This window comes from Gibbsiella quercinecans, assembly GCF_002291425.1.
Lineage (GTDB): Bacteria > Pseudomonadota > Gammaproteobacteria > Enterobacterales > Enterobacteriaceae > Gibbsiella > Gibbsiella quercinecans.
In genome coordinates this window covers 4,013,977-4,027,077 of record NZ_CP014136.1, presented here as the reverse complement: position 1 = coordinate 4,027,077, position 13,101 = coordinate 4,013,977, and the positions used below count along the sequence as shown (strand labels likewise).

The following is a 13,101-nucleotide window of genomic DNA, read 5'->3' as shown; positions in this document are numbered from 1 at the left end:
GCCTAAAATATAAAACACATCCCGCAATTTCAGTGCATTACCGCCATCCATAAAGCACCCATAAGGCACACACACCCCATGGACGGATACCTCCCCCCTATTTATCGCATGATTAATCGTAGAGCCAGCGGCCAGCCTTGGCGGATTCAATATACATAATGATTGTTAACGGTTTTTTATCCTCATTGGGTTGCTTACGCGAGAATAAAGGTTTGCTCTTCCATGGGTAATAGTTTCCCAGGAAAAAGCCTGCCGGTTGCACGTTAAAGCGTTCGAAAAAATTTTCGGTCATTTCCGCAATATCATCCGCCTCATGGAGTGCTTGCAGTGGAGCTGAATCCTCAATATCGATTTTTTTAAATAGGGTTGTGGCTAAGGGCAATTCTCCCTTAACAAAATCCCTTACATCTGCATCAGTAATGTTTTTCACCAGATTTTATCCTCAGGGCAAGCAATCAGATTATAGCGATGTACCGTTTTGTCGCTAATCTGGATGACATCCTTAGCAAGGATAACCCAACCCACGCCAAAGCCTGCCCCTAACGCGATCGGGCTTTGCAAACACGCCGATGACAAGACACGACCTGGTAAAAAACGCCGGCAAGGGATGAATAACGCCTGCCCAATCGGCAAAAATATCGTTACAGATCGTGTCACGTTTTCCTGCCCATCATCCGTATATCGACATGGTAGCCGCCAGCAGGAAAGAAAAAAACCAATTAATATCAAAACGATAAAATCACCCACATCAACCACGCGTGGCCATGCATCGTTTCACGTTCTTACCCGTTATTTACCTGCCGGCGCCTTGATTGCCCGGCACGTTCGTCTTATGGTCAAACAGAGACAAAAAATTATAAGCTCGCAAGGCCACGACGCGGCGCCGCTAACAACCACGGCACGGTGTATCAGCAGAGCAAGCGACATCTGGAATTTAATCCACACTCAGCACAATCCGGTACTGCCGGACCCATTATCTGTCCCAACATCACAGCGTTAATTCCAGGGCTTCGGCTTGAGCCCATCTTACACAGATGAGAACTATGGCTAATCAATCGATTTCACCGTCAGCGGATGACCCGCGTCATCAAGAAAACAACCCGCAACAAGATCAAGATAGCGAACAACCCGAACGCCGGCGCCCCGGTAAAAAGCCGCTGATTGTTTTGGCGATCGTGGTGGTGGTGATGCTGATCGTCGCCCTGTGGTACTGGCTGGCTACGCGCAATATTGAAACCACCGACGATGCCTATACCGAAGCCGACGCGGTCACCATCGCGCCGAAAACATCGGGCTTTGTCACCCAACTGTTGGTGAAAGACAACCAGCGGGTGAAACGCGGCCAGCTGCTGGTGGTTATCGATCCACGCGACAACACCGCCCAGCGCGATCAGGCCCAGGCCCAACTGGGGCTGGCCGTCGCGCAGTTGCATCAGGCGCAGGCGGCGCTGGATCTCGCCAAAGTGCAATACCCGGCGCAGAAAGATCAGGCGCTGGCCCAGTTGGCCAAGGCGCAGGCCAACCTGCTCAACGCGCAGGAAGACGACAAACGGCAACGGGGCGTAGATCCGCGCGCCACCTCGCAACGCAATATCGATGCGGCCAGCGCCCAGTTGAGAAGCGCACGGGCCGAGCTGGCAAGCGCCAAAGCGCAGGTGGAGATCGCCTCGCAGATCGCGCTGCAAATCCGCCAACAGGAAACCACCGTTGAGGCACGCCAGCAGCAGGTTCAGCAGGCGCAGGCCCAGCTCAACACCGCCAACCTGAACCTGGCCTACACCGAAGTGCGCGCCCCTTACGATGGCTTTATCACCCGGCGTAACGTGCAGCTCGGCAGCCTGGTGCAGGCAGGCAGCTCATTGTTCTCGCTGGTTTCCCCCGAGGTGTGGATCAGCGCCAACTTCAAAGAGACCCAGTTGGCGCGCATCCGCCCGGGCAACCCGGTGGATATCACCGTCGACGCCTGGCCGGATATCACACTGCACGGGCATGTCGACAGCGTCCAGATGGGTTCCGGCTCGCGCTTCTCCGCCTTCCCGGCGGAAAACGCCACCGGCAACTTTGTGAAAATCGTCCAGCGCGTGCCGGTGAAAATCGTCATCGATAAAGGGCTGGACGCCGACAAACCCTTGCCGCTGGGCCTGTCGGTTGAACCCAGGGTGACGGTGAAATGAGCCAAAGCCAGAGCTGGCAGCCGGCCAGCAACCCCTGGCTGGTGGCCATTACCGTCACGCTGGCGGTGTTTATGGAGATCCTGGACACCACCATCGTTAACGTGGCGCTGCCGCACGTCGCCGGCTCGCTGTCATCCAGCTACGATGAATCGACCTGGGTGCTGACCTCGTATCTGGTGGCCAACGGCATTGTGCTGCCGATTTCCGCATTCCTGAGCCGGGTATTCGGCCGCAAGCAATTTTTCCTGATCTGCATCGTGATGTTCACGCTCTGCTCGTTCCTGTGCGGCATCGCCACCGAGCTGTGGCAGATCATTCTGTTTCGGATCATGCAGGGCTTTTTCGGCGGCGGGCTACAGCCGGTTCAACAATCGGTGCTGCTGGATTATTTTAAGGTGGAGGATCGCGGCAAGGCGTTCGGCCTTTCCGCCATCGCGGTGATCGTCGCCCCGGTGATCGGGCCGACGCTCGGCGGTTGGATCACCGATAACTACAGTTGGCGCTGGGTGTTCTTCATCAATATTCCCGTTGGCATCTTCAGCGCGCTGGCGATCTATCAGCTGCTGGAAGATCCGCCGTGGGAACGCAAGACGGCGAAGGGCAAGCTCAGCATCGATTACATCGGCATCGGCCTGATCACCCTGGGGCTGGGCTGCCTGCAGGTGATGCTCGATCGCGGCGAGGATGAAGACTGGTTCCAGTCAAACTTCATTATCACCTTCGCCATCCTGACGACCATCGGCCTGGTCGGTGCCGTCTACTGGCTGCTGTACGCCAAAAAGCCGGTGGTTGATCTCTACTGCCTGAAAGACCGCAACTTTGCGGCCTCCTGCGTGCTGATGGCCGGCATGGCGATGATACTCTACGCCAGCGCGGTGGTGATCCCACAGCTGGCGCAACAGGATCTGGGCTATACCGCCACCTGGTCCGGGCTGATCCTCTCGCCGGGCGGCGTGCTGATCGTGCTGTCGATCCCGCTGGTGCTGCGGCTGATGCCGGTGATACAAACCCGCTGGCTGATCGCCTTCGGCTTCTTCTGCCTGTCGGCCTCGTTCGTCTATTCCGCCACGCTTGCACCGAACGTTGACTTCACCACGCTGGTATTGATGCGCAGCGCCCAAACCATCGGGCTGGGCTTCCTGTTTGTGCCGCTGACCACCATTGCGTTCGTCACCATACCGCAGCGGCTAAATGCCGATGCCTCCGCCCTGTTCACTATGTGCCGCAACGTGGCGGGCTCGATCGGCATTTCACTCTCCACGGCGATGATCACCGAACGCCAACAGGCCCACAGCGCCAATATGGTGCACAACATGTCAACCCTGAATGAGCCTTTTAACCTGACGGTGGAACGCTGGGCGCAGGCGATCAGGGATTTCACCACCCAGACGGGCGATCCCATTTCTCTCGCCACCGGCCAGCTGTACAAAACCATGATCGAGCAAGCGCGCATCCTCGCCTACATTGACGTTTTTACCGGCCTGAGCGTTATCGCCCTGCTACTTATTCCTTTTTGTTTACTGCTTGCGCCCATCAAGAGCAAAGGCAGTGCGGGAGCACACTGACATGACGGTTTACCCCTCATTTTCCGCCTCACGAGCCGGCTTACTGGCAACGGCCCTGCTGGCGCTTTGCGCCTGTTCGGTCGGGCCTGACTACCAGGCCCCCACGCCCAACACGCCGGGCGGGTTTAATACGTTGGCTTCCGACGGCGCGTCAAAACCGCAGGCCACGGCGATCGACGCCAACTGGTGGAAATCCTTTCACGATCCGCAGCTCGACAGCCTGGTGGAGCGGGCGATCGCCGGCAATCTGACCTTGCAACAGGCCGTGCTGCGCATTGCCGGTTCGCGCCAGCAGTTGAACCAGGCGCGCGGCGCCTGGTATCCGGCGGTGGAAAGCAAAGCGTCGGTACAGCGCCAGCAGATGGGGCTGAAGGGGATCCTGGAATCCCATGGCGCATACAGCAAGGTGGATGAGGTCGATCCCAGCCTGAGCTCGGCGCTGGATAGCCTGGCCCAGCCGGTAGGGCTGTATCAGGGCAGTTTCGATGCCTCCTGGGAACTGGATCTCTGGGGCAAGGTGCGCCGCCAGGTGGAAATGGCCGGCGCCCAGCAGCAGCAAGCCATCGAAAATCGCAACGACGCGCTGGTGTCTCTGGAGGCGGAAGTCGCCAGAACCTATTTACAGCTGCGCGGGGCGCAGGCCACCAGCCAGACGCTCGCCAGCCAGATTGAGATCGCACAGCAGACGCTGGAACTGACGCAAAGCCAACAGCGCAATGGCCTGGCGCCGCAAATGAACGTGGAAAACGCCCGCGCCCAGCTTGGCTCGCTGCGCGCGCAGATGCCGCAATACCAGGCGCAGATCCATCAGGCGATGAACGGCCTGGCGGTGCTTATCGGCCAGCCACCGGGCGCGCTGGATGGCGAACTGGCGGCGAATAAGCCGCTGCCCGCCTTGCCGAAGGCGGTGCCGGTCGGCGTGCCGTCCACGCTAGCCAGGCGCCGGCCGGACGTGCGTGAAGCGGAGGCGCAATTGCACGCCGCCACCGCCAACATTGGTGTTTCCATCGCGCAGCTGTTCCCGGATCTGTCGCTAACCGGCCAGTTCGGCGTACGCAATACCGACGCCAGCTATCTGGATAACTGGAGCAGCCATTTCTACAGCTACGGCCCTTCGATTTCGCTGCCGATATTTCAGGGCGGCCGGCTGGTGGCCGGCGTTAAGCTGGCACGCGCCGAGCAGGCCAGCGCCGCGCTGGGCTACCGCCAGACGGTGCTGACCGCGCTGCAGGATGTGGAAAACGCGCTGGTGAGCTACCGCGCCGACCAGCAACAGGCGCAGGAGCTTGATCACACCGTCGACGCATTGCAAAACGCGTTTGAACTGGCCAGCGACGGCTACCGCCAGGGGCTGTCTTCGTTTATCGACGCGCTGGATACCCAGCGCCAGTTGGCGCAGGCCAAACAGCAGGCCAGCCAGGCGCACATGCAAAGCAGCCTGGATCTGGTGGCGTTATATAAAGCGCTGGGCGGCGGCTGGGAACCTTATCAGCAGGCCAAGCTGCCCGACTACCCGGTATTCGGCCCGGCCGGCAGCTAAAAAAACGGGTGTTGCTCCCGTAGCTGGCCGCCGTGGGGGCAACACATCGGCCAGCGCATCATCCGCCGGGCAAACGGCTCTCCCCTTTGTTAACGGCCTGCGCAAGCACACTAAAAATAATTGCACCTATGTGCAAAACGGTCACCGGGCCGTCATAAAGCGCCGATATAGTCCTTTCCTGTCTAAAAACAGAAAAGGGAATCCCCCGTGACGCCCGAAGCAGTTAACCCGGCACCGCCTTCATGGTGGTGCAAATTCCGGCACGCTTTCACCATCGCCCGCCACGAGCCGGCGAACCTGATTGGCATGCTGTTGATATTGCTGTTTGCCTGGATCATCCTGGCGCCGGTGCTGTCGATTCTGCTTGACGCCATCGTCGTGCAGAGCGGCGACAGCGAGCGCGTGCAGGCGGCCGAAGGCGCCTTTACCCAATATTACCTGCTGCGCACCCTGGCTTCGCGCATGTCCAGCCTGTTGCTGTGGACGCCGTTGCTCAATACGCTGGCGGTGGCGATCAGCAGCGTGTTGGGCGCGCTGGTGGTCGGCGTCACCCTCGCCTGGCTGGTCAACCGCACCGATATGGCCGGGCGCAAATGGTTCGCCACTGCGCTGATCGTGCCGTTTATGCTGCCCTCCTGGACCTTCGCACTGGCCTGGACCACGCTGTTTAAAAACCACACCGTTGGTGGCCAACCCGGCTGGTTGGAAACCCTCGGCTTCCACACGCCCAACTGGCTGGCCTATGGCTATTTCCCGATCGTGGCGATCATGGTGCTGCACTACGCGCCGCTGGTGATCCTGATCGTCGGCAACGCCCTGAAACGCATGGATAGCCAGTTGGAGGATTGCGCCCGGGTGCTTGGCGCCTCACGCCAGGTTATCGCCCTACGGATTATTGTGCCGCTGGTGCGCCCGGCGCTGCTGTCGGCCGCGCTGCTGATCTTCGCCGATTGCATCGGCGAGTTCGCCATTCCGTACATTCTCGGCTTGCCGGTGCACTTCGATACGCTGTCCACCGGTTTGTACCGCGCGTTGGGTTCACGCCAGACCGGCGTTGCCGCGGTGATCGCCGCGGTGATTATGCTGATGGGCATGATCACACTGCTGCTGGATATGCGCATGCTGCGCGAAGCCAAACGCTTCGTTACCATCAGCGGCAAGGGCGGGCTGGATCGCCGCCGCCATCTCGGCCGCTGGCGCCTGGCCGCCGGGGCGGCCGCACTGCTGTTTGTGCTGCTGGGCGTGGCCATACCGCTGCTCACGCTGTTCTTTTCCACCATCATGAAACTGCCGGGGCGGTTCAGCGCCGACAACTTCACCTTCGATTTCTGGATTGGCCATCATCTGGATACGGTGGCCCTGCATAACGGCATTCTGATTACGCCGGATTTCTGGCACGCGGTCTGGAACACCTTGGTGATTGTCGGCTCCGCATCGCTGGCCTCCGGCATCCTCGGCCTGTTGGTCGGCTATGCGGTGATACGCAGCACGGTGCGCTGGGTGGGCGGGTTTTTACGCCAGATCACCTTCCTGCCCTACCTGGTGCCCGGCATTGCCTTCGCCGCCGCGTTCCTGTCGCTGTTTGCCGTGGCGCGCGGCCCGGTGCCCGCCCTGTACGGCACCCCGCTGATCCTGGTGATTGCGCTGATCGCCGAGAAAATGCCCTATGCCAGCCGTTCCGGCATCGCCGCAATGACCCAGTTGGGCAAAGAGCCGGAGGAAGCGGCGCGCGTGGCCGGCGCCGGCTGGTTCACCCGCATCGGGCGGATTGTGATCCCCATCCAGGCCGCGCCGCTGACCACCGGCATTCTGCTGCCGTTTATTTCCGGTATTAAGGGCGTCAGCCTGTTCATCATCCTGGCGATCCCCGCCACCGACGTCCTGACCACCTATTCACTGCGCTTGATTGACTACAACTACCAGCAGGCGGCCAACGCCGTGGTGTTGATGATCGCGCTGATTTCATGGGCCGGCACGGTACTGATTCAAAAAATCTCCGGTACCGGGTTGGCTGAAGGTTTGGAGAACTGACATGCCCGCCATTACCCTGACCAACCTGAGCAAAACTTACCCCGGCGCCAAACAGCCGGCCGTCAACGCCATCAACCTGACCGTTAAAGACGGCGAGTTCATGTGCCTGCTTGGCCCCTCCGGCTGCGGCAAAACCACCATCCTGCGCATGATCGCCGGTATTGAACACGCCAGCGGCGGCGAGATCGCCATCGGCGATGCGGTGATGGATTCTGTGGCCCAGGGGGCCTTCGTGCCGCCGGAGCGGCGCCGCGTCGGGCTGGTGTTCCAGAGCTACGCCCTGTGGCCGCACATGACGGTGGAGCAGAACGTCGATTTTGGCCTGCGGCTGCAAAAAGTGCCGAAGCAGGAACGTATCGCCCGCAGCCGGGACGTGATGGAAAAGCTGCGTATCGCCGAGTATGCCGGCCGCTATCCGGCACAGCTTTCCGGCGGCCAGCAACAGCGCGTCGCACTGGCGCGCATGCTGGCGGTCAACCCCGGCGTACTGCTGCTCGACGAGCCGTTGTCCAACCTGGACGCCACCCTGCGCCTGGAAATGCGCGCGGAGCTGCGCCGCCTGCACGCCGCCTTCGGCACCACCATTGTGTTCGTCAGCCACGACCAGTGGGAAGCGATGACGCTGGCCACCACCATCGCCGTGATGAGCGCCGGGCATGTCCAGCAGGTGGGCACCCCGGATGAGATTTACGCCAGGCCCGCCAACCGCTTTGTCGCCGAGTTTATCGGCACGCCAAAGCTGAACATGATCCCGCTCAATCAGCCGGCCAGCGCATTGGCCGCCCACCTGCAGCAACGCTTTGCCCTGCGGGAAACGGCGCATACCTGCGGCATTCGCCCAGAGGAGATCGCGCTGTGCGAGCAGCCGCACAGCGACAGCATTCCGATGACGATCGACAACATCATGCCCACCGGCGGCAGTTGGGTGATCGAGCTGGTGAAAGACGGCGATCGCCTGTTTCACTCAACGCAACTGCGCCCGCGCTGGCAGGCCAACCAACAGGTGCACTGCCAGTTGCCCGCCGCCGCCCTGCACTTCTTCAACCAGCAGGGGCAACGCCAGGAACCGTATGGGCGCTAACCACCACGATAGCCGTTTCGCTTAACCGCAACCCAAGGAAATGTGATGAACCGCAAATTGATAACGCATCTGGCGATACTCGCCGTCTGTGTCGCCGGCGCCGCCGGCGTCAACGCGGCCGAACCGCTGGATCTCTCCACCCTGATTGCCAACGCCAAAACAGAAGCGCCAATCACCGTTTATGCCTCCACCGGCAAGATCGTCGAGCAGGCGAAAAGCTTTAGTCAGCAATATGGCGTTAACGCGGTAGGCATTAAGGCCGACGCGCCGCAGATCATCGAGATCATCAGCCGTGAAGCGCAGGCGCACAACGTGAAAGCCGATGTAGCGATCATCGAAGACGCCCCGGCCGGCATGGCGCAGCTGTTAAACAAAGGCTATGTGCAAAGCTGGGTGCCGGATGACATGAAGGCCACCGTGCCAGCACAGTATCAGGCACCGTTGACGGTGGTGCTGGCGCCGAACGTGTTTGCCTACAACACCGCGCATCACGGCCGTTGCCCCATCACCAATATCTGGCAACTGACCGAGCCGCAGTGGCGCGGCAAAGTCGCCATGCAGGATCCCACCAGCAAACCGGCCTACACGGATTGGTTCAGCCAGATGGCCACCCACTATGATCAAGAGGTGCGCGCCGCCTATCAACAGGCATACGGCAAACCGCTGGAAACCGACGAAAGCACGGCGACGGCGGCGTTCGTTAAGGCGCTGGCCGCCAACAGCCCGCTGCTGACGCATTCCGACAACGACGCAGCCGAAGCGATTGGCGCGCCGGATGGCAAAGGCGATTTTGTCGGGCTGGTTTCCACTGCGAAATTCCGCGATAACAAACAGGGGATGAAGCTGGGCCTGTGCAACGGAATGAAGCCGTTTATCGGCTGGAACTACCCGAGCCTGGGCGTGGTGGCGACCGGTAGCCACAGCCCGAACGCCGCCAGGCTGTTTGTCCATTACCTGATGACCGCTGAAGGCATCGCGCCGCAGGGCGTGGACGGCAAAATGTCCACTAACCCGGCGGTAAAACTGCCGGCAAATGAAGCCTCGGGCATCGAAAAATACCGCGCGGAGCTGATGGTCTACCAGACCACCAGCGCCAAGACGGACTGGCAGAGCCGCCAGGACTGGCAAGATCTCTGGAACCTGAACTACCAAAAATAACCGCGCCGCCGCGCGCCCGATATTTTCAGACTGGGAGAGCCCTTTGACACAGATTAACCTGGCCCAGCGTGAAGCTGCGCTAAAACGCATTATCCTCGCCGCCGGCGAGACGGCGCTCGGCCACTTCCGTTCCCGCCAGCCGGGAGCGTTCTCACTGAAAGGCCACCAGGACTTCCTGACCGAAGCCGATACCCTGGTAGAACAGCAGATCCGCCAGGCCATTGCCGCGGCGTTTCCCGAAGATACCCTGCTGGGTGAGGAAACCGGCAGCACGGCCTGCGATGCCACCCGCTTGTGGGTGATCGATCCCATCGACGGCACCGCGAACTTCGCGCGCGGCATCGAGCACTTTTGCGTCGCCATCGCCTTCGTCGCCGAGGGCGTCACCGAGCTGGGCGCCATTTACAACCCCGCCAGCCAGGAGCTGTACCTGGCGCGGCGCGGCCACTACGCCGAGAAAAACGGCCGGCCGCTGCAGTGCGCCGCCACCGATGACGTGCGCAACGCCACGTTTGAACTCGGCTGGTCAACCCGCGTGCCGCAGCGGCGTTATCTGGACGTGCTGGCCGCGCTGCTGGGCCAGGGCGCGAACGTGCGGCGCGGCGCCTCGGGCGCGCTGGCGCTGGCCTGGGTGGCGGAAGGCCGCACCGACGGTTACGCCGAACTGCACATGAACGCCTGGGATTGCCTGGCCGGGCTACTGCTGGTGCGTGAAGCCGGCGGCCACACCGGACACATCCCCACCCACGCGGCAGACATCTTTAACGGGCTGCCGGTGTTAGCGGCCGCACCGGCCGTAGTCAATGCGCTGGCGCGCGCGACCGGCATTCCGGTCGCCACGGCGGCGTTGCCCCCCGCCGAAGAACCGGCCGTCACCGAAGCGGCCGCCACGCATTACGATCGTCCGGCCATCAGCCTGATCGCATCCGATTTTCCCGGCTGGGGAATGGATATTTATATCGGCGGTTCCAGCGGCGTGACCGATCTGGCGCTGCTGGAACAGTACGGCATCAAGACGGTGATCAACTGCGCCGTCAACCTGGATATCGACTGGGTTTCCACGCCGGAAGCGAACATCGGCGCGCACTTGCTCAACCACGGCGCCGGGGCCATTCGCTATTACAAACTGGGGCTCATCGACGGCGAGGGCAACGCGCCGACCATGCTGCACGCGGGCTATCACCTGATGCGCTCCGCCCTGCTGCAGCAAATCCCCGCCAAGCCGTCTTACCGCAACCGCGAGCGCGGCAATGTATTGGTCAACTGCCGCGGCGGCCGCAGCCGGTCGGTGGCGCTGGTCGCCCTGTTTATGCACCTGGAGTGCCCGGCCCGTTACCCGACGCTGGACGCGGCTATCGCCCATATCCGCGATAAACGCCGCCTGCACCCAGACGAATGGTACGAAACGCCGAAGCCGGAAATGGTGGCCCTGGCGCAGCGCGCCATTGAGATGGAGCAGGCGTTAAACGCGGCGGGGTTGGGCATTGAGCAATAACCCCCACCAGGAGGCCACGGCATGAGTGAGAAATACATGGCCAGCGCCGCCGAAGTGGCGCGCCTGGCGGGGGTTTCCCGCTCGGCGGTGTCGCGCACCTTTACCCCCGGCAGCAGCGTTTCAGCAGAAACCCGGCGCAAAGTGTTGGCCGCCGCCGAAACGCTTAACTACCACGTCAACCATCTGGCGCGCGGCCTGTCCAAACCGGCCAGCCGCCCGGTTTGTCTCCTTGGCGGCAACCTGAGCGCGCCCTACCAGGCCAGCCTGCTGGATCAGATCACCCGGCGCCTGCATCAGGCGCAGCGTGCCGTGATGGTGATCAATACCGACGGCGGGGAAGAAAGCGCCGACGCCGCGCTGCGGCAAACCCTGAATTACCGCGCCGCCGCCACCATCGTGCTGTCGGGCAGGCCACAAACCTCGCTGGTGGAAACCTGCCTGCAAAGCGGCCAGCAGGTGATACTGATTAACCGCATGGGGCAATTCGCCGGCGCCGACAATATCGACATCGATTACACCTCGACCATGGACGATGCTCACCATATGCTGCGCCAGGCCGGCTGCCAGCGCATCGCCCTGGTCTCGTCTTCCGCCCGTTCGCCCAGCATGGTGATACGGGAAAGCAAGTTTCTCGAAGCCGCCGGCGCCCAGTGCCAGGTAGCGCGCCCGGGGCCGGCCGACTATGCCAGCGGCGCTGCCGCCGCGCGGCAACTGCTGGCGGGGCCGAACCGGCCGGACGGTATTTTTTGCGTGACCGATCTGCTCGCCTGCGGCGTTATCGACGTGGCCCGTCATGAATGGGGGTTACGCATTCCCGAGGATCTTTGCGTTATCGGTTTCGACGACATCGAACAGGCGAGCTGGGGCGGCTATCAGCTCACCACCTTCGCCCAGCCGCTGGCGGAGATGGCGAACGCCATCATGGAACTGTTGCAGCCGGCATCAGCGCCGCGCCTGCCGGGCAAGCGCCTGTTCCAGGCGCCGCCGGTATGGCGAAAAACGGTGCGGTTAGGCTGAACCGCGTACCCGCAGTGCCGGCGCCAGGCTCGTGAGCGCCGGGATGGCCTCTTCGCTCTCCGCCATCATGTGCAACAGTTGGATCACCCGTTCGGCAATCTGCGCAACCGGCTGGGCGACCGTGGTCAATTGGTAGCCTTGCCAGGCGGCCTGCGGCACATCATCACAACCGATCACCTTCAGTTGGCCGGGAACAGACGGCCCCCCCTGCTGGCGGCAGCAGTCCATCAGCCCCATCGCCAAGGTATCGCAAGCGCAAAACACGCCTTCCATCTCGCGCAGCGAGGCCCGCGTGTGCATGGCCAGCTCAAAGCCCGCCGCGTAGCCATATCGCCCGGCTTCCAGCCGCTGCGGCGCCGCGCCCCCCATAGCCTGGATCTGCTGGCAAAAACCCAGGTAACGTTCGTTGGAGGCCTGCCCATCACCGCGCCCGGCAATAAAACCCAGCCGCGTCAGCCCCAGCGAGAGCAGGTGCGCGGCCGCCAACCGGCCGGCCTGCACGTTATCAGTCTGAACCGCGGGAATTAAACCGCGGGCATCGGTGCGCCCCAGCGTCACCAGCGGCAATGAAAGCTTCAGGCACTGGCCGAAACGCTCCGCCGGCAACGATCCGACAACCGCAACCACGGCGTCAACCTGGTAACCTGATAAGCGCAGGATGGCGTCATCGAGATCCTCATGCTGGTTAACGCTCAGCAACATCGGCTGCTTGCCGTGGCGTTGTAATGCCGCCGACAGCGCTTCAAACAGATACGACTGATAGGGGTTGGAAAAATCGCTGATCAGTATCGCCACCAGATTCGAACGTTTGCGCTGCGCCGGCGTGCTCAGCGTGCGGGCAAAGAAATTGGGTTGGTAACCCAGCGCTTTCGCCGCGGCCAGGATGCTGGCGCGTTTCTTTGGCTGGATGCTGGCGCCGTCGGTAAATGCGCGCGACACCGCCGAGCGCGACACGCCGACATAAGCGGCGACGTCGGCGGCGGTCACTTTTTTATTCATATTAACGATGAGCTTGCTCCTGTTTAACGTAAACACGGCCG

The 13,101-nt window shown here is 61.7% G+C and carries 10 protein-coding genes and 1 pseudogene; 8 read left to right on the top strand and 3 right to left on the bottom strand.

Features of this window, described 5'->3' with window-relative positions; translation table 11 throughout:
* Positions 1–112: 112 nt before the first annotated feature.
* Positions 113–430, bottom strand: coding sequence for a DUF1493 family protein (locus tag ACN28Q_RS18505; RefSeq protein ID WP_095847686.1), 318 nt, complete (start codon positions 428–430; stop codon positions 113–115).
* Positions 427–525: pseudogene (locus ACN28Q_RS18500) on the bottom strand (STM2901 family protein); the annotation flags it as partial. The gene ACN28Q_RS18505 and the pseudogene ACN28Q_RS18500, both read right to left, overlap by 4 nt.
* Positions 526–1,034: 509 nt before the next feature.
* Here ACN28Q_RS18500 and ACN28Q_RS18495 point away from each other — a divergent pair.
* The 8 genes from ACN28Q_RS18495 (at position 1,035) to ACN28Q_RS18460 (ending at position 12,061) form a co-directional block, all read left to right on the top strand.
* Entirely contained in the window at positions 1,035–2,174 is a 1,140-nt protein-coding gene (locus ACN28Q_RS18495) for an HlyD family secretion protein (RefSeq protein ID WP_095847685.1), read from the top strand.
* Positions 2,171–3,739, top strand: coding sequence for a DHA2 family efflux MFS transporter permease subunit (locus ACN28Q_RS18490; protein ID WP_095847684.1), 1,569 nt, complete (start codon positions 2,171–2,173; stop codon positions 3,737–3,739). The genes ACN28Q_RS18495 and ACN28Q_RS18490 overlap by 4 nt, the downstream gene beginning before the upstream one ends.
* Position 3,740: 1 nt before the next feature.
* Positions 3,741–5,279: an efflux transporter outer membrane subunit gene (locus tag ACN28Q_RS18485; protein WP_095847683.1), complete on the top strand. Its 1,539-nt coding sequence runs from the start codon at positions 3,741–3,743 to the stop codon at positions 5,277–5,279.
* A 207-nt stretch (positions 5,280–5,486) separates the two neighbouring features.
* A complete protein-coding gene (locus ACN28Q_RS18480; RefSeq protein ID WP_165907076.1) occupies positions 5,487–7,310 on the top strand; it encodes an ABC transporter permease in 1,824 nt (607 codons plus the stop codon).
* A gap of 1 nt (position 7,311) precedes the next feature.
* Positions 7,312–8,391 carry an ABC transporter ATP-binding protein gene (locus ACN28Q_RS18475; RefSeq protein WP_095847682.1) on the top strand — a complete coding sequence of 360 codons (1,080 nt, stop codon included), beginning with the start codon at positions 7,312–7,314 and terminating at the stop codon, positions 8,389–8,391.
* A 45-nt stretch (positions 8,392–8,436) separates the two neighbouring features.
* On the top strand, positions 8,437–9,549 hold the full coding sequence (locus tag ACN28Q_RS18470) for an ABC transporter substrate-binding protein (protein ID WP_095847681.1): 1,113 nt from the start codon (positions 8,437–8,439) through the stop codon (positions 9,547–9,549).
* Between the two features lie 43 nt (positions 9,550–9,592).
* On the top strand, positions 9,593–11,044 hold the full coding sequence (locus ACN28Q_RS18465; RefSeq protein ID WP_095847680.1) for an inositol monophosphatase family protein: 1,452 nt from the start codon (positions 9,593–9,595) through the stop codon (positions 11,042–11,044).
* A gap of 21 nt (positions 11,045–11,065) precedes the next feature.
* Positions 11,066–12,061 carry a LacI family DNA-binding transcriptional regulator gene (locus tag ACN28Q_RS18460; RefSeq protein ID WP_095847679.1) on the top strand — a complete coding sequence of 332 codons (996 nt, stop codon included), beginning with the start codon at positions 11,066–11,068 and terminating at the stop codon, positions 12,059–12,061.
* Here the strand turns inward: ACN28Q_RS18460 and ACN28Q_RS18455 are convergent.
* Positions 12,053–13,096, bottom strand: coding sequence for a LacI family DNA-binding transcriptional regulator (locus ACN28Q_RS18455; protein WP_230469445.1), 1,044 nt, complete (start codon positions 13,094–13,096; stop codon positions 12,053–12,055). The two genes, ACN28Q_RS18460 and ACN28Q_RS18455, sit on opposite strands and share 9 nt — an antisense overlap.
* Between the last annotated feature and the right edge of the window lie 5 nt (positions 13,097–13,101).